Consider the following 20,701-nt stretch of genomic DNA (forward strand, 5'->3'; position numbering starts at 1 on the left):
CCACCCGCCCAGCCCTCTGTTTCACCTCGGGCTCCGCCCGCCCCCGCCAGCACCGTGGTCGCCCGAATAGGCGGCAGCTCGATCCCGTGGTTCTCCCACCCACCCAGCCCTTTGTTTTCCCTCGGGCTCCGCCCGCCCCCGCCATGACGGCCCTTGGGCTCCGCCCGTCACGACGGCCCTTGGGCTCCGCCCGCCATGACGGCCCTTGGGCTCCGCCCGTCCCCGCCATGACGGCCCTTGGGCTCGGCCCGCGTCATGACGGCCCTTGGGCTCCGCCCGCCATGACGGCCCTCGGGCTCGGCCCGCGCTATGACGGCCCTTGGGCTCCGCCCGCCCCCGCCATGACGGCCCGGGGGCTTCGCCCCGTTTCAAAACGTTTCTTGAGGCCCGAGCCGATGTGCCTTCCGGGAATCGGCCCAGAGACGGAACCCGGTCGGCGAGGGCTCACCCGAAGATGAGCTGGTGGAAGCGGTGGTACTTGCCGTGGAACAGGCGGTTGGCGAGGCGGAACGCGAGGGGGGTCAGGGACAGTGCGGCTGGGACGTCGGCTGGGGGGACGGCGGAGACCGACCAGGGGATGAGGAACCAGAGGTTCTTCTTTGGGTAGTTCTTCATGATTTGGTCTTCCCAGGCCTTGAAGTCCGCCACCGAGACGTAGGTTCGGATGATCGGGAAGATGTCGCGTTCCTCCTCCTCGATGTGCTCGTCCAGGAGGTCGCGCAGGACGATCGAGTCGGTAGCCAGCGACTGGCGGGCGCCGGGGTCGCCCGGGTGGGTGACCAGGAGTGCGGACACGTGGCGGAGCCTGTCGAGGATGGGGTCGAGTTGGTCGTGGTCGGCGGTCAGGGGCTCAAGGTCCACGGCGTGGCCGGCCGATGCCTGGATGATGGGCCAGCCGATGGTGTCCTCGCCGTGGTGGTGGAGGTGGATCTCCTCGGTCATCAGGCGGACGTACTCGGCCAGGGCCTTGGCCCGGGCGGGGGTCAGCGGGACGCCGTCGCGCAGGGTCTGGGCGAGGGCGGCGAGTTCGTGGGCGCCGTGGCGCATGGCCAGATGCGCGATGCCGTAGATCGTCAGGTCCGGCTCGGGGTCGCCGGGGCGGCGCGGACGGACGGGGGTTGTGGGTTGAGACATGTGCACTCCTTCATGTGGTTAACCCCGAGGGTGCGACCTGGCGCTTTGAGCTTTCTTGGATCCCGCTCTCCGAGGAGGGCAGGATGGGGGCATGGTTGAGGAAGGCGCTCTGCTCTGGGAACCCACCCCGGAGGTCATCCGGTCCGCGAAGATCACTCGTTTTCAGGAGTGGCTTGGCCGGCCGGGTGCGTATCAGGACACATGGCAATGGTCGGTCGACTCCCCGGCGGAATTCTGGACGTCGGTCTGGGAGTACTTTGAGGTCGCGGGAGAGCGAGGCGACGGCCCGGTGATCAGCGGGGAGATGCCCGCCACCCGCTGGTTCGACGGCTCGGCGATCAACTACGCGGAGAACGCGCTCCGCGGCGACCCCGCCCGGTTGGGCGTGATTTTTCGTGATGAAGCAGGAAACCGGCGGACGTACACGGTCGGCGAGTTGCGCGCCGAGGTCGGCCGGGTCCGGGCCGGTCTGGTACGGCTAGGCGTCACCAGAGGCGACCGCGTAGCCGCATATATCCCGAACATTCCGGAAGCTCTGATCGCCTTCCTGGCCACGGCCTCCCTGGGCGCGATCTGGTCCTCCTGTTCCCCCGACTTCGGCGCCCCCAGCGTCATCGACCGCTTCACCCAGATCGAACCCAAAGTCCTCTTCGCCGTCGACGGCTACGGCTACGGCGGCAAGAGCTTCGACCGCCGCGACGTCGTCCAGGACATCGCGGCCACGCTGCCGTCACTGGCGGCGACCGTGTGCGTCCCGTACCAGAACCCGATCGAATCGGCCGTGACCTGGGACGACCTCAGGTCAGAGGAGAAGGAACCGGAATTCGACCGCGTGCCATTCGGGCACCCCCTCTGGATCCTCTACTCCTCGGGCACCACCGGCCTGCCCAAACCCATCGTGCACGGGCACGGCGGCATCGTCCTCGAACACCTCAAGGCGCTCTCCTTCCACCAGGACCTCGGCCCCGACGACGTCTTCTTCTGGTACACCACGACCGGCTGGATGATGTGGAACTTCCTCATCGGCGGCCTGCTCGTCGGCTCCACGGTGGTCCTCTACGACGGCTCCGCCGCCCACCCCGCCACCGACGCGCTCTGGAATGTGACCGCTGAGGAGGGCGTGACCTACTTCGGCACGGGCGCGCCGTACATCGTGGCCTCGATGAAAGCCGGCGTGAAAACCCACGGCCTGGACAAGCTGCGCGGCCTCGGCTCCACCGGATCCCCGCTGCCCCCGGAGGGCTTCGCCTGGATCTACTCCGACGTCAAACCCGACGTGCAGCTCGGCTCCTTCTCCGGCGGCACCGACGTCTGCACCGGTTTCGTGGGCGCGGTCCCGCTGCTCCCGATCCGGGCGGGTGTGATCCCCTGCCGCTGTCTGGGCGCCCGCGTCGAGTCGTACGACCCGGAAGGCCAGCCGGTGATCGGCGAGGTCGGCGAGCTGGTCGTCACCCAGCCGATGCCGTCGATGCCGGTCATGTTCTGGAACGACCCGGAAGGCACCCGCTATCACGAGTCGTACTTCGCCGACTACCCCGGCATCTGGCGGCACGGCGACTGGATCAAGATCCTGCCGGACGGCGGCTGCGTGATCTACGGCCGCTCCGACTCCACGCTCAACCGGGGCGGCGTCCGGATGGGCACCAGCGAGTTCTACCGCGTCGTCGAGCGCTTCGACGAGGTGAGCGACAGCCTGGTCATCGACACCGGCCAGCTCGGCCAGGACGGCCGCCTCCTGCTGTACGTCACGCTGACCACCGGCACGGCGCTGGACGAACCCCTGGTCACCCGCCTCCGTACCACCCTGCGGAAGGAACTCTCCCCCCGCCATGTCCCGGACGAGATCATCGAGGTCCCCGGCATCCCCCGCACCCTCTCCGGAAAGAAGCTGGAGGTCCCGGTCCGCAAGATCCTCCTCGGCGTGCCCATCGCGAAAGCCGCGAACACCGACGCGATGGCCAATCCCGAAGTCCTCGACCACTTCCGCCCGATTCCCTAGAAATACCGCGGACGGTGACGGACACTTCACTTCGGGGCCCTGTCACATCGGAGTGAAGTGTCATGTCCACACGGCTGGGTGACCGGTTGGACGCTGCGCGGCAGCGGGGTTTCGTGGGCCGCCGGCGCGAGCTGGCGGCTTTCCACGACCTGCTCGACCCGGCCAGCGCGACCCAGGTCCTGCTCGTGCACGGCGCCGGCGGCGTCGGCAAGACGGCGCTGCTGCACCGCTACGCCTGGCTGGCCAACCGCGCGGAACGCACGGTCGTCTGGCTGGACGGGCACGAGCTGACCGGCCTCGACGATCTCCAGGTCGAGGCCACCGACGGGCTCGTCCTGCTCGTCGACACCGTGGAGCGGGTGCCGGGCCTGGAGCGGTGGCTGCGCAGGGAGCTGCTGCCCCGGCTGCCCGCGGACGCCGCCGTGGTGATCGCCGGGCGGGACCGCCCCGAACCGGTCTGGCGGGCCGACCCCGGCTGGCGGGAGCTGGTCCGGGTCATCCCGCTCGGCAACCTCGACCACGAGGACGGCACCCGGCTGCTGGCCGCCCGCGGCGTGCCCGAGGAGGAACGGGAGGCCGCCCTGGAGTTCACCCGCGGCCACCCGCTCGCCCTCGCCCTGGTCGCCGACGTCTCCGCCCAGCGCAGGTTCTCCGCCGGTTCCGCCCACGAGGTGATGGGGGAGCTCCTGCGCGGCTTCGTCGAGACGGTGCCCAGCCCGCTGCACCGGCGCGCGCTGGAAGCCTGCGCCCAGGTCCTGGCCACCACGGAACCCCTGCTGGAGGCCCTGCTCGACCTCGACGACGCGAGCGACCTGTTCAGCTGGCTGCGCGGCCTGTCCATCGTCGAGTACGGCTCGCGCGGCCTCTTCCCCCACGACCTCGCCAGGGACGCCCTGGTGGCCGAACTCGGCTGGCGCGACCCGGACGGCTGCGAGGAGATCCGCCGCCGCGCCGCCGCCTACTACCGCCAGCAGTTCGCCGAACCCTCCCGGCACTCGGTCCTGCTGGACTTCGTCTACCTGCACCGCGCCACCTCGGTGCTGGGCTCGTTCGTGGTCGGCTACCCGCAGACCAGCAGCCTGAGCGCCGACCGCCCGACCCGGGCCGAACTGGGCACGATCGTGTCCTGGGTACGCAAGCACGAGGGCGACGAGTCGGCCCGGCTGTGCGAACGCTGGCTGGCCCGGCACGAGCCGACCGTGATCCGCGGCCAGGACGGCACCGCCGCCGGGTTCTACCTGCTGATCGACGCCGTCCCCGACCCGGAGGACCCGGCCACCCGCGATCTTGAGCCGGGGCACACCCGGATGGTGCGGTTCTGGATGGACGGGCGGCGTTACCAGGAGCCGTCCCCCGTGCAGCTGTTCATGACCACGCAGCTGTTCCGGTCCTACCTGACCGGAGACTGCCCGGACCGCACGCTGCTGACCTTCGCCTCCGCCGAGCCCTGGGCGGAGGGCTGCGCCCACGTCGACTTCCACCGGCTGCCCTCGGCCGACTTCACGGTGGGCGACCACACCTTCGCCGTGTTCGCCCACGACTGGCGCGAGGTCCCGCCACTGACCTGGGTGGCCCGCCTGGCCGAGCGGGACGCGCTGATCGAGCCCGCCCCCGTGGACCGCCGCACCCTCGACGAGGAGCAGTTCGGGGAAGCTGTGCGAGCCGCCCTGCGCGCGTACGGCAGAGCCGACGGCTTACGCGACTCGCCCCTGCTAGGCGCCCTCAACCTGCGAGAACACGAACTGCGCGCGCTCTTCGAAGAGGTCGCCGCCCAACTGGCCGCCTCCCCGCGCGACCTGAAGGCCCACCGCGCGTTGCACCACACGTTCCTGCGCCCCGCCAGAACCCAGGCGGACGCCGCCACCCTGCTCGGCCTGCCCACGACCACCTACCGCCGCCACCTGGCCTTGGCCGAAGCCCGTTTCACCGAACTGCTCTGGCAGCGGACCCACTGATCCCTCCCGGAGGTGTCCCCGGTGAGGGCCGGGGACACCGAGGGGCGGTCAGAACTCGTTGTCGGAGGCGATGTGGAAGTTGACGAGCGTGTTGGCGCTGCCGGTGTTCTTGGCGCACACCGTGTAGTCGCCCGCGCCAGGGAACGCCGGAACGCTGGTCGAGGTGAGGCCCTGCACCCAGCCGGTGACCCGGCCCGGGGTCGCGTACGCCAGGACGCCCGCCCGGTAGATGAAGAACTTGGCGCCGCCGGCGGTGGCGGTGCCGTCGCCCTGGACCTTGGTGGCCGCGTACTGGCCGACGCAGGCGGTGCTGCCGGGGGTGAGCGTGCCGCCCCAGCCGACCAGGGCGTGGGCGGGCGCGGCGACCGTGAGCACGGTGGCTCCGGCGGCGAGGGCGGCGATGCTGAGGGCGATACGACGAATCATGGTTTGTTACCCCGTTTCGAGACGATGTTGCATGTCCTACGAAACGTAGGCGTGCGGAATATTCGCTTCCGACGCCACTCAACGCCCGAAAACGGCCCGATTCTGGTTCACAGGCCCTGCGGGAACCGGAACAGCCGCCCGGGGTCGTACCTGGACTTGATCTGGACCAGGCGGGCGGCGTTCGCGCCGTAGTACTGGCCGAGAAAGCCGGTCAGGTCGGGGTCGATGTAGTTGACGTAGGCGTGGTCGCCGAAGAACGGCCGCATCGCGGCGTGCGCGCCGCGCGCCCAGGCCAGGGCGCCGTCGAAATGCGCGTAGTACTGCACGCTGTATAACGACTTCCGGTGCGGGAACGCGGTCGCGTCGGGCCGCACCCGCGCGATCGCCCCGCCGAACGCGTCCAGCAGCACGGTATGCCGCCCGGCTTTCGCCACCTGCGCGAGCAGCGCCCGGATCCCGGCGTCCCCAAGCGGCGAATACGCCAGATGCGACTTGGCGCTGAAGGTGTCCCGCACCAGCCGTCCGTTCGCGGTCTGCCCGGGTAACGACCCCGGCCGATGGCACTCGGACACCGAATAGGACGAGCACCCCGCCATGATCATCATTGCCTGCTGGTACGGCACATGCCGCACAGACCTGCTCGAAGGATCACGCCCCACCCGATCCAGCAGCACCTGTAACTGCTTCTCACACCCCGACTTGGACCCCAGATAGAGCCCGCCCACCGTCACATCCGGCGACGGATCATGACTCAGATGAAGATTCGACCACAACCCGTCCGGAGCCGAGGGCGCCCACCCCTGCCACGCCCGCAACACCGCTGCCGCCCTCGCCCACGGCCAGCGCAGCGAGAACACCGTCACCTCGCGGGTGGCGTGACTTCGGAAGGTGAACGACGTCGCGATCCCGAAATTTCCGCCTCCGCCACCACGGGACGCCCAGAACAGGTCGGGATGGCTGCTGGGGGAACATGTCACCCGCTTGCCGTCCGCGGTGACCATCTCCACCTGGGTGAGCACATCGCAGGTCAGACCGTACCGGCGGGAGACCACGCCGATGCCGCCGCCCAGGGTGAGCCCGGCGATGCCGACACTCGGGCAGGAACCCGCCGGGATGCTGACCCCGAGTTTGCCCAGCCTCGCGTAGACGTCGACGAGTTTGGCGCCCGCGCCGATCGTGGCCAGGCCCGCGCTGTGCCGTACCGACGACAACGGCGACACGTCCACCACCAGGCCGGTCCCCGTGGACCAGCCCGCGTAACTGTGCCCGCCGGACCGGGCGGTGATCGGCACGTCGAAGCGGCGCGCGAACGCCACGCACTCGGCCACGTCCGCCGGGGTCGCGCAGTAGGCGACCGCGGCGGGCCTGACCTTGTCGTAGGCCGGGTTGAACAGGCGCCGGGCGCGGTCATACGCCGAGTCGCCCGGGCGGACCAGCGTGCCGTCCAAGCCTCGGCCCAGCGCGCGCCAGTCCGGCGCCTGAACCCCGGCCAGTGCCAGACCGGCCGGGACCAACGCCAGAAATCCCCGCCGTCCCAGCGGGACGGAAGGGCGCACAGGAATCGGCATGATCACTCCCCGAAGTCACGACTACCTCGTGAGACGCGTGACATGCCGACGGGGTTGGTGACAATCAGGTCACCGTGCGCCGATCCGCAACGCCAGCGCCGGGCACATCTCGACCGCGCGCTGCGCCTCGCTCTTCGCCCACGAGGGAACCGGGCTGTCGATGAACACCGGATAGCCGTGATGGTCGAGCTTGACCAGCTCCGGCACCAGGTGCGCGCACAGCCCGTGGCCCTGGCAGCGGGTCCAGTCCACGACCAGCCGCACGTCGGAGGCGTCCGCGATCGGAAGCGGCAGGACCTCCTTGGTCGGCCGCCCGCAGGTGCCGTTGAGCCGGTGCTCCTCCACGTCGTCGGCGAACGCCTCCAGCGCGGACAGGACGAACCTGGAGGTTCCATCCGGGTGGAAGCAGGCGCCCCGGCCCCGGACCGCCGTCGCGGCCTGCTGGACCAGATCCAGCGCGCCGGGAGTGCCGACCGTGAGCTCGGCCATCGCCCGCGCCAGCGACGGCAGGCCCATCCGGCAGGGGCCGCACTGCCCGGCCGACTGCGCGGCCAGGTAGGCGGCCACCCGGACCGTCTCGCCGAGCGGGCAGGTGTCCGAGCCGAGCGGCACGATGATGCCCGCGCCGAGCTCGCCGCCCGACTGGGACATGCCCCGCCGCGAGACGATCGCGCCGTACGCGTCGGCGGCGCTCAACCACTTGCCGTGGTAGCCGCCGACCAGCAGGCCGTCGCCCACCCGGGCCTCGCACATGTCGAGCACGGCCGCGAGCGGCACCCCCGGCGTGCACTCCACCACGGTGGGCGCGGCCACAGAGCCGCTCACGCTGAGCAGGATCGTGCCGGGCTCCTGCGGGGTGCCGACCGAGGCGTACTCCTCCGGGCCGAGCTCGGCCAGCAGGGCCAGCTGGGCGAAGGTCTCGGTGTTGGACAGCAGCGTGGGCAGGCCGTTCACGCCGCTGTCGCTGGAGCGCACCTTGCGCCCCGACGGCATGCCCAGCTCGCCGTTGACCGCCTTGACCAGGGCACCGCCCTCGCCGGAGATGAACCGCTCCTGGATGCCGACCACCCGGACGTAGCCGATCAGGCCGCGCTCGGCCACGGCGGCCATCATGGAGCCCTCGGCGAGCTCCCCGGCCGGGGTGGCGATCACCACCTCCTTGGCGTCCAGGGCGCTGGCCGCCAGCAGCGCGCCCTCCAGCACCAGATGCGGCGAGCGGGTCAGCAGCATCTTGTCCTTCATGCTGGCCGGCTCGCCCTCCGCGGCGTTCACCAGCACCACCGTGTCGGAGGAGCGGGTGTGCGCCGCGACCGCGCGGAGCTTCCTGGCGAACGGGAAGGCGGCGCCGCCCCGGCCGCGCAGGTCGACCTCCTCGGCCATGGCGATGAGCCCGTCGACGGTCTCGCCGTCGAGCTGGCGATGGATGGTGTAGTGGGTGTCCAGATCCAGCCGGCGGTTGTCGTCCAGCCCGGCGGTCAGCCGAGCCGGACCCATCCGGCGCAGTTTGGAGACGCGATAGGGGATCATACGACTCTCCGAAGCTTGGAGGAGGTGCGTTCGCGGCCCACGATGCTGATCGGTTCGGGAACCGACTGAGGCGCGGGTGCGACCTCAGGCATCGGCAGGGTCTCCAGGTCGTCGGCGATCGTCGCCGCAGGGCGAAGAGAGGCGACGACTCTTAGCAGCAGGGCGGTGCCCACTGCCACAAGGCAGGCGATGTAACTCCAGCTCACCCACGCGGCAGGGGTACGGCCGGCGGCCAGGCCGTGCAGGATCGACACGGGCCAGGCCAGGTAGGCCAGGTCGTGCAGACCCCGCCACAGCCAGGGTCGCTCGGCCTGCGCGAACCGGCCGCGCATCACTCCGGTCGCGACGACCACGATCATCAGGTCGGACGCGATCGCGCCCGCCCCGATGGCCAGGTTCGTCGTGGGGAGCACCGAACCCCAGGCCGGGACGAGCCCGGCGGCGATCTTCATACCGATGTGGGTGACCAGGAAACCGACCCCGACGAGTGCGGCGGCTCGGTGCACGAGCTGGGCGCGCACCCGCCAGGGGATGGGGAGCAGGAGACGTTCGGAGGCGAGTAACCCGAGGGCGACCGTCGTCGTCAAGGCGACGAGCGAGAGCACGCCCGCGTAGACGGTCAGGAAGTTCTGCGCCTCCGCGAGGAGTCCGGCGCTCATGCCGTTTCTGGCGGCGAGCAGGGCGCCGAAGATGACGACCACGACCACGGTGCCCAGCGCGATCCTGGCTGGGCGGGACTGCAGGTTGAGCGGCGTTTCTGGCCGACGGTGAGCCCGTCGTCTGGACACGGATTCCTCCGGTTGGGGGGAGTCTGCTGGGAGCGGGGCGGGCTCGGAACTGCCTCGTGTCATCTGCTTATTCACCTCCGGGTCAGCAGCGCTGGCCTCGGTTGATGCACTGAACGACGAAGTTCATCAGCTGGTTGGACATCACGTTGTGGAAGTCCGCGTGGTCGGTCACCGGGTTGTGGAGCTGTTCCGGGAACGCGTCCACGGCGAACGAGGGGCCCGTCGGGACCGAGTACGTGAGGGTCATGCGCAGCTGCGGGATGGCGCGGGTGCCGGCGGGGCAGGCGCCGTTCTGGCCGGGGAACACCACGTGGGTGCGATGGTTGGCGCTGTCGGTGTTCTGGCCGTCCCAGCAGCTCGGGAAGTCCAGCTGGCGGACCACCAGGCTGCCGCGCGGGCAGAGCGGGTACTGGGTGGTGAACCGGTTGGTGAAGCCGGTGCAGCTCCACTGCGCCCGGGCGTTCGCGCCGCCGTTGGTGCCCGCCTTGGCGTCGCCGGTGATCAGGCGCAGGAACCGGGGCATCGCCACGACCCGGCTGGCCGGGTTGCCGCGGAACTGGAGGGTGACCGAACGGGGGGTCACGATCCTGCCGATGTTGCCGTCGGCGGCGCCGCCGAGCTCGGAACCGTCCTCCCCGGGCCTGGGGGGAGGCGGCTGGGCCGGCTCCGTCGGCTGCTGCGACGGAGTCTGGCTGGGCTGCGGGTTGTTACCCTGGTTGTTCCCTTGGTTGTTATTGCCCTGGTTGTTGTTGCCGGGGCTGCGACGCTGGTTGGTGTTCTGGGCGCTGAAGGCCTGCTGGTTCTGCTGCTGACCCTGCTGGTCCTGCTGGTTCTGCTGGTCTTGGTTCTGCTGGTCCTGGTTCAGGTTCTGCTGCTGCTGGTCCTGCGGCTGTTGTTGCTGCTGCTGACCCTGATCCTGGCCCTGCTGTTGCTGCTGGTCCTGGTTCTGCTGGTTCTGCTGGTCCTGGTTCTGCTGTTGCTGGTTGTTCTGGTCCTGGTTCTGCTGCTGGTCGTTGTTCTGCTGGTTGCGGTTCTGGTTCTGCTGGTCACGTTGTTCCTGCAGCAGGTCCGGCCGGAGCCGGATGATCGGCCAGAAGTACGCGGACTTGTCACCGAACCGGCAGGTCGTGCCGCCGGCCGCCAGGCTCTGGTCGGTGGAGAACCCGTTCGTGGTGCGGTTGCCCACGTAGTCGTGCACGTGATGGGCCCCGTTGGTCACGCCAGGGGCGACGATGTGGTTGTCGGAGTTGCGATGTCCGTTCTGGTTGCGGCCGCACTGGGACACGAACGAGCCGCGCCCGGCGCGTACGCCCGTGCTCCCCGGGGGCACCCGGCGGATGTCAACGAAGTCGCTCAGGGACGGACCGACTACGGCGCTTAACGCGGGGGTGGCCGAGATGGGCATCACGAGTGATCCGGCCAGCAGGACGCCAGCGACCGCTATAGAGCGTTTTCGCATGGATTCTCCTCTTGCGAGCTAGGACTAGCTAAGACTGAGGGGTTGGCAGCTGCGAGTAGTCCACAAGACCTGTTTCCTCAAGCAGGGTCATGTGCTTGAGGACCACCGCGTTCGCCTTGGAGGCGAATTCGCGGATCTTGTCGTTGCGGGTTCCCGCCCGGACCGCCGCGATGGTCGCGAAGACCTTGCCGTGCGCGGCGCGCAGGCGGTCGGCGAACGTCTGATCGAACTCGGCACCGGTCCGGCTGGAGAGCTCGCCGAGCCAGCGCTGCTGGTCGGCGTTGGGCTCGTCGGGCAGCTGGACGCCGAGTTGGGCCGCTTCCGCGCGGACGTCCTCGTCGAGCTGTGCATGGTCGTTCATCAGGTGAACGCCGGTTTCCTTGACCTTCGCGTTGGTCGAGCGCTCCTGCGCCCAGCGGCCGGCGGGGATCTCCCAGAGCCCGGCCCACCGCACCTTGATGAGCAGATCTCTGTCGGCGGGACCCAACGGGCCCCAACGCGTCTGGGTCCAGCCTTCCTGTTGCGCCGCTTGACTCTGCGGGACCACCACGATCACGGCAACCGCTGCCGCGAACAGGAAAACACCGAACACCACGAGCTCCCCGAACCGGAACCGCATGGCGCCCTCCTCTCTTCGGAGACAGGTACGCGGGGTTCCCGGAGCTGGTTCAGCAAATAGTCAGAAATGACTGGAGTTACGGGAGTTGTGTACATCACACAAAGACAGGTGCAAATATGTGGCTCGTGCGCCGACAACTCGACACCCGGTTCGAGCGTCTGGACCCCGACGACGACCCTGATCGGGATGATCGTCTGATCAGGGAGTTGTACCAGGAGTTCGGTGGTCCGTTGCTCCGTCAGGTCAGGCAGTCGACAGGCAACGACCTGCAGTGGGCAGAAGACGTCGTTCAAGAGACGCTTCTGCGCGCCTGGCGTAACGCGGCGAAGTTAACGTGGGAACGAGGGCTCCTGTGGGCCTGGCTTCTTACGGTATCGCGTCGCATCGTGATCGACGGCCGTCGCAGGCGCGGCGTCCGGCCCAGGGAGGTCGAACCTCCCGAGGCGGACACCGTCGCCGTACCCGACGCGACCGACAAGACGCTGGCGGCCATCGTGGTCGCCGACGCCCTGCGCGGTTTGTCGCCAGATCACAGGGAAGTTATAGAACAGACATACTTACGGGACCGTACGGTAAGCGAAGCAGCAGAGATACTGGGGATACCACCGGGTACGGTGAAGTCCAGGCTCTACTACGCTTTGCGAGCTCTACGCGGTGTCCTGAAAGAGAGGGGAGTGGCCAGCTGATGTCGGTCTTCGGGGAATCTCATGTTGTCCGATGAGGTTCCAGAGTCCTCGCACCACGACGTGGCGGCATACGCCCTCGGGGTGTTGGACCCCGAAGACATTCAGGGCTTCGAACTCCACCTCGTCTCGTGCGAACGGTGCCGGATCGAACTGAACGAGTTCGGCGAGTTACCCGGCCTGCTCAACGAGGTCAAGTCCGCGTCGCAGCGGGTCCGTCCTTAGTCGGGCTTTTGGTCCGTCCTTAAGTTGACGCCTGCGCGGTTTCGGATGACTAATGGGAACCTGCTCATCAGCCTGCCACCCCACTGTCGTGCCTGGTTAGGACCGTAGTGGCAGTCCATATAGCAACTTTCCCATTAGTATCGGGTCGGTGGCGGCCTGACTGCTGATCAATGGGGATCGGCGGGTGCGCCCCGAAGGAGTTTCGGGATGTCCGAGGCGAGAGCCGTACCGCCCTCGCGTAGTTTCGGTGAGGACGGCGCGCGGCTGTCCTATGGCGAATACCTACGCCTACCCCAGCTCCTAGACCTGCAGGGTCCCCAGTCGGGGGCCAGTGACGAACTCCTCTTCATCACTGAGCACCAGGTCTACGAGCTCTGGTTCAAGCTCCTCCTCTACGAGATGGAGCGGGCGCGGGACGCGATGACGGAAGGCGCCCTGTGGCGGGCGCGACACCTGTTCCGGCGGATCCACGCGGTTGAGCGGGTCCTGGTCGGACAGGTCGAGGTCCTGGAGACGATGACGCCCCAGGACTTTCTTGAGTTCAGAGCGGTGCTGGCCCCGGCGAGCGGGTTCCAGTCCGTGCAGTTCCGGGAACTGGAGTTCCTCTCCGGCGCGAAGGACCCGTCCTATCTGGACCGGCTCCGCGACGCGCGAGACGACGAACTCGCCCGGTTGCGGCGGCGGCTGTCGGAGCCGTCGCTATGGGATGCTTACCTCACCGCCCTCTCCCAGCGTGGCCTGCCCGTCTCCGACGCGGAGATCATGGACTCGCTGCTGATCGTGGCCAGGGACCGGGGGTCGCACGACGACCTCTGGCAGTTGGCCGAGGATCTGCTCACCCACGACGAGACGACCGCTTCCTGGCGGATGCGGCACGTGCAGATGGTAGAGCGACAGATCGGGACAAAATCTGGTACTGGCGGCTCTTCTGGGGCACCGTACCTGAGAGGGCGGACGAGGCTGCACTTCTTCCCCCTCCTCTGGGAATTGAGAGCCTGGCTTTGAGTACGACCTCACAAAGGAGTGAGTAGCGAGATGCCGCTCGACACGGCTGAGGCGATGGACGATCTGCTCCGCACGGCCGCCGAGACCTGCGGGCAGGTGCCTGGCACGGGCGACCCCGAGGAGGCGTTCCGCTTCCTGCGCGCCTACTACCGCCAGGTTCCCCTCGAGGATCTGGCCGACCGCGATCCCGTGGACGTGTGCGGCCCGGCGATGACGCACCGCCATCTGGCGGTCACCCGGCCGCAGGGCCGGGCCAGGGTGCACGTGTTCTCGCCCACGCTGGAGGACAACGGCTGGGATCCGGGACATTCGGTCGTCCAGATCGTCACCGACGACATGCCGTTCCTGCTCGACTCGGTCACCACCGAGCTGGACCGGCACCAGCTCGGCACGTACCTGATCGTGCACCCGCAGCTGCGGGTGCGCCGGGACATGACCGGGAAGCTGCTGGGCGAAGAGGACGCCGACGTCACCGGCATGATGCTGGTGGAGTCCTGGATGCACATCGAGATCGACCGGCAGAGCGATCCGGCCGTGCTCAAGGAGCTCGAAGCCGATCTGCGCCGGGTGCTCGAAGACGTCAGATACGCGGTCGAGGACTACGCCAAGATGCGCGCCCTGGCGCTGATGACGGCCGAGGACCTGGGCGACAACCCGCCGCCCTTAGATCCGGCCGGGGTCGAGGACAGCCTGGAGCTGCTGCGCTGGCTCGCCGACGGGCACTTCACCTTCCTCGGCTCGCGCGAGTACCGGCTGGAGGACGACGACACGCTCACCGCCGTGCCCGGCACCGGGCTCGGCATCCTGCGCGCCGACAAGGCCGGTTCCGCCAGCTTCTCCGCCATGCCGCCGGAACTGCGGGCCAAGGCCAGGGAGAAGCAGGTCCTGATCATCACCAAGGCCAACAGCCGGGCGACCGTGTACCGGCCGGCCTACCTCGACTACGTCGGGGTGAAGCTGTTCTCCGCCGACGGCGAGGTCATCGGGGAGCGCCGGTTCCTCGGGTTGTTCACGCATGTGGCGTACAACGAGTCGATCTCCCGCATTCCGGTGCTGCGCCGCAAGCTGGCCGCGGTCCTGGACCGGGCGGGGCTGCCGCCGGAGGGCCACGACGGCAAGGACATGATCGAGATCCTGGAGACCTACCCGCGCTCGGAGCTGTTCCAGATCTCGGTGGACGAGCTGGTCCCGATCGCGCTGGGCGTGCTCCGGCTGCGCGAGCGCAAGCAGGTCAAGCTCTTCCTGCGCCGGGACGACTACGGCCGCTACATCTCCTGCCTGATCTTCCTGCCGCGCGACCGTTACACCACGAAGGTCCGGCTGGCGATGCAGGATCTGCTGCTCAAGGCGCTGTCCGGCAGCACGCTCGACTACAGCGCGATGATCGGCGAGTCCGTGCTGGCCCGGCTGCACGTGACGATCCGGGGCGAACGCGGCAAACCGCTGCCTCCCCTCGATGTGGACGTGGACGCGCTGGAGGCCAAGCTCGTGGCCACCACCCGCTCCTGGGAGGACGATCTCGCCGCCGCCATCACCGAACTCTGCTCGGAGGAGGAGGCTCCCCGCCTCATCCGCCGCTACCTCGCCGCCTTCCCCGAGGGGTACAAGGCCGATTTCCCGCCGCGTACGGCTGTCGCCGACCTCAGGCGGCTGGAACAGCTGTCGGATTCCGACGGCGACATCGGCATGAACCTCTACGAGCCGTATGGCGCGGGCGAGGGTGAGCGCCGGTTCAAGGTCTACCGGCTGGGGCGGCCCATCTCGCTCTCCCACGTGCTGCCGTTGCTGCAGCGCATGGGCGTGGAGGTGGTGGACGAGCGTCCGTACGAGGTGGATCGGGATCACGACCCCGCCACCAAGGACGCCTGGATCTACGACTTCGGGCTGCGCTACACCCTGGCCGAGGACGTGGATCGCGATGATTTCAAGCGGCTCTTCCAGGACGCCTTCGCCGCCCTCTGGCGGGGCGAGGTCGAGAACGACGGCTTCAACGCGCTCGTGCCGGCCGCCGGGCTGACCTGGGAGCAGGCCGGGATCCTGCGCGCCTACGCCAAGTACCTGCGCCAGGCGGGGACCACGTTCAGCCAGGACTACATCGAGAAGGTGCTGGCCGGGAACGTGCGGCTGGCCCGGCTGCTGGTGCGCGTGTTCGAGGCGCGGCTGGATCCCCGGCGCGGCGAGGACGTGCGGGCCGAGCTGTGCGACGCGCTGCACGAGGAGATCCTGGCCTCGCTGGACGAGGTCGCGTCATTGGACGAGGACCGGATCCTGCGGGCCTACCTGGAAATGATCACCGCGACCCTGCGGACCAACTTCTTCCAGCTGGAGGACGGGAAGCGCAAGCCCTATCTCGCGCTCAAGTTCGATCCGCAGGCGATCAGCGTGCTGCCGGAGCCGCGGCCGAAGTTCGAGGTCTTCGTGTACTCGCCCCGGGTGGAGGGGGTGCACCTGCGGTTCGGCAAGGTGGCGCGCGGCGGGCTGCGCTGGTCGGACCGGATGGAGGACTTCCGCACCGAGATCCTCGGCCTGGTCAAAGCCCAGATGGTGAAAAATACCGTCATCGTGCCCACTGGGTCTAAAGGTGGATTTGTCGTTAAACAGCCGCCCGCGGGTGGGCGGGACGAGATGTTCGCCGAAGGGGTCGCCTGCTACCGGCACTTCGTGTCCGGGCTGCTCGACCTCACCGACAACCTGGTCGACGGCCAGGTCGTGCCGCCCCAGGACGTGGTCAGGCACGACGGCGACGACACCTACCTGGTGGTGGCCGCCGACAAGGGCACCGCCACCTTCTCCGACATCGCCAACGACGTCGCCGCGAAGTACGGCTTCTGGCTCGGTGACGCGTTCGCCTCCGGCGGTTCCGTCGGGTACGACCACAAGGCCATGGGCATCACCGCCCGCGGCGCCTGGGAGTCGGTGAAGTACCACTTCCGCACCATGGGCGTGGACGTCCAGAGCACCGACTTCACTGTGGCCGGCATCGGCGACATGTCCGGCGACGTGTTCGGCAACGGCATGCTGCTCTCCACCCACATCCGCCTGCTGGCCGCCTTCGACCACCGCCACATCTTCATCGACCCCCACCCCGGCCCCAGCGCCTTCGCCGAGCGGCGGCGGCTGTTCGAGCTGCCCCGCAGCTCCTGGGCGGACTACGCGTCCGACCTGATCTCCGCGGGCGGCGGGGTCTGGCCGCGCACGGCCAAGTCGATCCCGGTCTCCCCCCAGGCCAGGGCCGCGCTCGGCATCCCCGACGGGGTGACCGCGATGGCCCCGAACGACCTGATCAACGCCATCCTCAAGGCCCCCGTGGACCTGCTGTGGAACGGCGGCATCGGCACGTACGCCAAGGCCACCACCGAATCCAACGCCGACGCCGGGGACAAGGCCAACGACGGGCTGCGGGTCAACGCGGGCGAGCTGCGCTGCAAGGTGATCGGCGAGGGCGGCAACCTGGGCTTCACCCAGGCGGCCAGGATCGAGTTCGCGCTCAACGGCGGGCTGATCAACACCGACTTCATCGACAACTCGGCCGGCGTGGACACCTCCGACCACGAGGTCAACATCAAGATCCTGCTCGACCAGGTGGTCCGCGACGGCGAGATGACCGACAAGCAGCGCAACCAGATCTTCCTGGACATGACCGACGAGGTCGCCGGGCTGGTGCTGCGCGACAACTACGCGCAGAACGTGGTGCTGGCGGCGGCCACCAAGCAGGCGCCGGAGATGCTGCACATCCACGCCCGGTATCTGCGCCGGATGGAGCGGGCCGGGCTGATCAACCGGCGGCTGGAGTCGTTGCCGACCGACAAGGCGCTGGCGGAGCGGCGGCAGGCGCGGCTCGGGCTGACCCAGCCGGAGCTGGCGGTGGTGCTCGCCTACACCAAGCTGGTGGTGGACAAGGAGCTGCTGGCCTCGGATCTGCCGGACGATCCGGCGCTGCAGGACCGGCTGGTGTCGTATTTTCCGTCGGCGTTGCGGGAGCCGTACCGGAAATATATGGACTCGCACCCGCTGCGGCGGGAGATCATCACCACCAGCGTGGTGAACGACGTGGTCAACTTCGGCGGGACGAGCTTCGTGTTCCGGTTCGGGGAGGAGACCGGGGCGTCCATGCGGGACATCGCGCGGGCCTATCTGGTGGCGCGGGAGGTCTTCGACCTGGCCGGCTTCCGGCGGGCGGTCGAGGCGCTGGACGGCAAGGTGGACGTGGACACCCAGCTGCTGATGCTGCTGGAAGGGCGCAAGCTCTCCGAGCGCGGCACCCGGTGGCTGCTCGGGAACCGCAGGCCGCCGCTGGATCTGGCCTCCACCGTGAGCTTCTTCGTGGAGGGGGCCAACGGGCTGCTGCCGCACCTGCCGAAGATGCTGGCCGGGCTCGACCTGGCGGCGTTCGACGAGCGGCGGGACACGTTCGTGTCCCGGGGCGTGCCGCCCGAGCTGGCCGAGCGCACGGCCGGGATGGTGCCCGCCTACTCCACCTTCGACCTGGTGGAGATCGCCACGCTCACCAAGCGGCCGGTGAACGAGGTGGCCGAGGTCTACTTCGACCTGGCCGAGCGGCTCCAGCTGGCCCGGCTGCGGGAACGGGTGATCGCGCTGCCCCGGGACAGCCGGTGGAACGCGATGGCCCGCTCCGCCCTCCGCGACGACTTGTACGCGGCGCACGCCAGCCTCACCAGGGACGTGCTCATCCACAGCACCCCCGGGCTCCCGCCGGAGGAGCGGCTGGCCCGCTGGACCCGCGCCAACGAGGCCGCCGTGGCGCGGGCCAGGCAGACGCTGTCGGAGATCTGGGAGAGCGACACCTTCGACCTGGCCACCCTCTCGGTCGCGCTGCGCGCGATCAGAACGCTGGTGGCCACCAGCAGCCTGCCGCAATAGGACTCAGGTGGCGCTCGCCCTGGTCACCAGGCCGTCGTAACCGACGATCTCGGCGGGCGCCCGGGAGTCCTTCGGCGGGATGAAGCCGACATACTGCTGGGTCTCCAGGATCCGGCGCTCCTTGATGATCACAGCGGAGAGCAGCGCCCAGCGGGCTTCCTCGGGAATCGCCAGATGCCCGCCCTGGGCGTTCTCCACCTTCGCCGTCCAGGTCGTGGTCCTGGTCAGGCTGTAGAGCACCAGCCCGCCCCCGTCACTGGTACGGACCGCGTACACCGGGAACCCCACCGCCAGCGCGAACAGCGAGTCATACGCCAGGCCCTGCGCCTTCAGCGACTCCCGGTTCCGCTTGATCTCCGCGAAGTAGCCGGTCGTGCGGGGACCGGGCTCGATCAGGCCGGAGGCGTAGCCCGCGCGGCCCTCCTCGGCGATCGTGGCGTGCAGCGGGCCCATCAGGTGGGGGCTGATGGCGATGCTCTGGTCGCGGGCGTCCAGGGCGGTCGCGTAGCCGTCCTCGTCGAAATCCAGCGGGGGCAGGTCGGCTTCCAGCAGCGATTCGAAGCTGTTCTGCCAGATATCGCCCTGCTTGACGAAGACCATCAGCGCTTTTCTGGGGGGTTCGCCCTTCTCGCGGCGGTCGATGAGGGTCGCGAACCAGAGGGGGGCGTTGCCGTACTGCCGGGGGACGATCAGGGTCGGCTTGCCCCAGGTGTAGCGGGGCGGTTTCATTCCGGCGGACCGGTACTGGGCGATCGTGAGCAGATCCTGGCCGTCCCTGGCCAGGTCCAGCGCCCAGCGTTCGTCGCCGTTCGCCCGGGCCACGTCGTCGGCCGCCAGCTGTTCCTTGACGGCGACGGCGGCGTCCTCCAGCGTGAGCGCCACCGGGGGGGCGGGGGCGGCCGACGTCGTCGCCGCGACCGGGCTGGGCTTGGGCGCGGGCGGTGGAGCCGACGTGCAGGCGGCGAGCGCAAACAGGGCCGCGAAAAGGGCAACGAGGGCGATCGCGCGTCGCATCGTCTCCCCCCTTCCCCGGGCCACCGGTCCCATATCGTAGCCAGTCCGAGGTTCGCGTACCCTTTACAGACGTGGCAGCCATCGACCCAGCCGAAGAGATCAACGAGCTTACCGGCACCCTGAACAGCATTCAGGACGTGCTCAATCTCGACGCGCTGCGCAAGCAGATCGCCGAGCTGGGAGAGCAGGCCGCCGCGCCCGACCTGTGGAACGACCCCGAGGCCGCGCAGAAGGTCACCAGCAAGCTCTCCCACCTGCAGGGCGAGGTGAACAGGGTGGAAGGCCTGGTGAGCCGCCTGGAGGACCTCACCGTGCTCTACCAGCTGGCCGCCGAGGAGGGTGACGACGACACCCTCGCCGAGGCCGACCGCGAGCTGGCCTCGCTGCGCAACGACATCGGTGCGCTGGAAGTGCGCACCCTGCTGTCGGGTGAGTACGACGCGCGTGAGGCGCTCATCACCATCAACTCCCAGGCCGGCGGCGTGGACGCGGCCGACTGGGCGCAGATGCTGCTCCGGATGTACCAGCGCTGGGCCGAGCGTAAAGGTTTCCCCACGGAGGTTTACGACACCTCCTACGCGGAGGAGGCGGGCATCAAGTCGGCCACCTTCACCGTCAAGGCGCCCTATGCGTACGGCACGCTCCGCGGCGAGCACGGCACCCACCGCCTGGTCCGGATCAGCCCGTTCGACAACCAGGGCCGCCGGCAGACCTCGTTCGCGGGCGTGGACGTGGTCCCCGTCGTCGAGCAGACCGACCACATCGACATCAACGAGGACGATCTTCGCATCGACGTCTACCGGTCATCGGGCCCCGGCGGGCAGGGCGTCAACACCACCGACTCGGCGGTGCGGATCACCCACCTGCCGACCGGGATCGTGGTCTCCTGCCAGAACGAGCGCTCCCAGCTGCAGAACCGCGCCTCCGCGATGACCGTGCTCCAGGCCAAGCTGCTGGAGCGCAAGCGCCAGGAGGAGGCCGCGACCATGAACGAGTTGCGCGGCGAGAGCACCACGTCCTGGGGCACGCAGATTCGCAACTACGTGCTGCATCCGTACCAGATCGTCAAGGATCTGCGGACCGGGGTGGAGGCCGGGAACCCCACCGCCGTGCTCGACGGCGACCTCGACGAGTTCATCGAGGGCGAGATCCGCTGGATGCGGCGGGCCGAGGCCGGTCAGGAGTAGTACAGCTTCAGCGCGGTCAAGGCGAGGATCAGTACCACCAGAAGACCCAGGAAAACCGGGGAGGAGAGCGGGAATCCGTGGTGGTGGAACTTCTCGCGGGCGTTGCGGCAGGCCGGGCAGCGGCCTTCGACAACGGGTTGGGCGCACGCGGCGCAGATCAAGTGTTCGCAGCTCATCGCAGCTTTACCCATGCCCTAATCGTTTTGTTTCCGTTATGGACGTTCCATGCCA

At 68.9% G+C, this 20,701-nt stretch carries 16 protein-coding genes; 7 read left to right on the forward strand and 9 right to left on the reverse strand.

Going from position 1 to position 20,701, the window contains the following annotated elements; genetic code table 11:
* Positions 1 to 444 precede the first annotated feature (444 nt).
* Positions 445 to 1,134, reverse strand: coding sequence for a hemerythrin domain-containing protein (locus ABGB08_RS46750; protein ID WP_347604424.1), 690 nt, complete (start codon positions 1,132 to 1,134; stop codon positions 445 to 447).
* A 91-nt stretch (positions 1,135 to 1,225) separates the two neighbouring features.
* On the opposite strand from ABGB08_RS46750, the gene ABGB08_RS46755 reads away from it, so the two are divergent.
* Positions 1,226 to 3,133: an acetoacetate--CoA ligase gene (locus ABGB08_RS46755; protein WP_347604427.1), complete on the forward strand. Its 1,908-nt coding sequence runs from the start codon at positions 1,226 to 1,228 to the stop codon at positions 3,131 to 3,133.
* A gap of 62 nt (positions 3,134 to 3,195) precedes the next feature.
* Positions 3,196 to 5,088 (forward strand): ATP-binding protein, encoded by a 1,893-nt coding sequence (locus ABGB08_RS46760; protein ID WP_347604430.1) that lies wholly within the window; start codon positions 3,196 to 3,198, stop codon positions 5,086 to 5,088.
* A gap of 48 nt (positions 5,089 to 5,136) precedes the next feature.
* Here the strand turns inward: ABGB08_RS46760 and ABGB08_RS46765 are convergent, their stop codons facing one another.
* The 6 genes from ABGB08_RS46765 to ABGB08_RS46790 form a co-directional block, all read right to left on the reverse strand.
* A complete protein-coding gene (locus ABGB08_RS46765; RefSeq protein ID WP_347604433.1) occupies positions 5,137 to 5,514 on the reverse strand; it encodes a hypothetical protein in 378 nt (125 codons plus the stop codon).
* Between the two features lie 107 nt (positions 5,515 to 5,621).
* On the reverse strand, positions 5,622 to 7,082 hold the full coding sequence (locus tag ABGB08_RS46770; protein WP_347604436.1) for an FAD-binding oxidoreductase: 1,461 nt from the start codon (positions 7,080 to 7,082) through the stop codon (positions 5,622 to 5,624).
* 69 nt (positions 7,083 to 7,151) lie between these two features.
* On the reverse strand, positions 7,152 to 8,609 hold the full coding sequence (locus ABGB08_RS46775) for an NADH-ubiquinone oxidoreductase-F iron-sulfur binding region domain-containing protein (RefSeq protein WP_347604439.1): 1,458 nt from the start codon (positions 8,607 to 8,609) through the stop codon (positions 7,152 to 7,154).
* Complete coding sequence (locus ABGB08_RS46780) at positions 8,606 to 9,397, reverse strand: hypothetical protein (RefSeq protein ID WP_347604442.1); 792 nt, start codon at positions 9,395 to 9,397, stop codon at positions 8,606 to 8,608. Before ABGB08_RS46780 ends, ABGB08_RS46775 begins: the two co-directional genes overlap by 4 nt.
* A gap of 82 nt (positions 9,398 to 9,479) precedes the next feature.
* Positions 9,480 to 10,856 (reverse strand): DUF1996 domain-containing protein, encoded by a 1,377-nt coding sequence (locus ABGB08_RS46785; RefSeq protein ID WP_347604444.1) that lies wholly within the window; start codon positions 10,854 to 10,856, stop codon positions 9,480 to 9,482.
* A gap of 28 nt (positions 10,857 to 10,884) precedes the next feature.
* Positions 10,885 to 11,475: a DUF4142 domain-containing protein gene (locus ABGB08_RS46790; protein WP_155361697.1), complete on the reverse strand. Its 591-nt coding sequence runs from the start codon at positions 11,473 to 11,475 to the stop codon at positions 10,885 to 10,887.
* Positions 11,476 to 11,591: 116 nt separating this feature from the next.
* Here ABGB08_RS46790 and ABGB08_RS46795 point away from each other — a divergent pair, with 116 nt between their 5' ends.
* The 4 genes from ABGB08_RS46795 (at position 11,592) to ABGB08_RS46810 (ending at position 18,269) form a co-directional block, all read left to right on the forward strand.
* On the forward strand, positions 11,592 to 12,161 hold the full coding sequence (locus ABGB08_RS46795) for a sigma-70 family RNA polymerase sigma factor (RefSeq protein ID WP_155351798.1): 570 nt from the start codon (positions 11,592 to 11,594) through the stop codon (positions 12,159 to 12,161).
* Between the two features lie 21 nt (positions 12,162 to 12,182).
* Complete coding sequence (locus tag ABGB08_RS46800; RefSeq protein WP_155351799.1) at positions 12,183 to 12,383, forward strand: zf-HC2 domain-containing protein; 201 nt, start codon at positions 12,183 to 12,185, stop codon at positions 12,381 to 12,383.
* Positions 12,384 to 12,590: 207 nt separating this feature from the next.
* Entirely contained in the window at positions 12,591 to 13,388 is a 798-nt protein-coding gene (locus ABGB08_RS46805; RefSeq protein ID WP_155351800.1) for a tryptophan 2,3-dioxygenase family protein, read from the forward strand.
* A 30-nt stretch (positions 13,389 to 13,418) separates the two neighbouring features.
* On the forward strand, positions 13,419 to 18,269 hold the full coding sequence (locus ABGB08_RS46810) for an NAD-glutamate dehydrogenase (RefSeq protein WP_347604450.1): 4,851 nt from the start codon (positions 13,419 to 13,421) through the stop codon (positions 18,267 to 18,269).
* 3 nt (positions 18,270 to 18,272) lie between these two features.
* On the opposite strand, the gene ABGB08_RS46815 is transcribed toward ABGB08_RS46810, so the two are convergent.
* Positions 18,273 to 19,283 (reverse strand): hypothetical protein, encoded by a 1,011-nt coding sequence (locus ABGB08_RS46815; RefSeq protein WP_347604453.1) that lies wholly within the window; start codon positions 19,281 to 19,283, stop codon positions 18,273 to 18,275.
* Positions 19,284 to 19,354: 71 nt separating this feature from the next.
* Here ABGB08_RS46815 and prfB point away from each other — a divergent pair, with 71 nt between their 5' ends.
* The gene (gene prfB, locus ABGB08_RS46820; RefSeq protein WP_347604456.1) at positions 19,355 to 20,470 is read left to right on the forward strand and encodes a peptide chain release factor 2; all 1,116 of its coding nucleotides are present in this window, start codon (positions 19,355 to 19,357) and stop codon (positions 20,468 to 20,470) included.
* Here the strand turns inward: prfB and ABGB08_RS46825 are convergent.
* Positions 20,461 to 20,661 (reverse strand): hypothetical protein, encoded by a 201-nt coding sequence (locus ABGB08_RS46825; protein WP_246269238.1) that lies wholly within the window; start codon positions 20,659 to 20,661, stop codon positions 20,461 to 20,463. The two genes, prfB and ABGB08_RS46825, sit on opposite strands and share 10 nt — an antisense overlap.
* Positions 20,662 to 20,701 lie beyond the last annotated feature (40 nt).

Origin of the sequence: Acrocarpospora sp. B8E8 (assembly GCF_039871605.1) — a bacterium.
GTDB classification, from domain to species: domain Bacteria; phylum Actinomycetota; class Actinomycetes; order Streptosporangiales; family Streptosporangiaceae; genus Acrocarpospora; species Acrocarpospora macrocephala.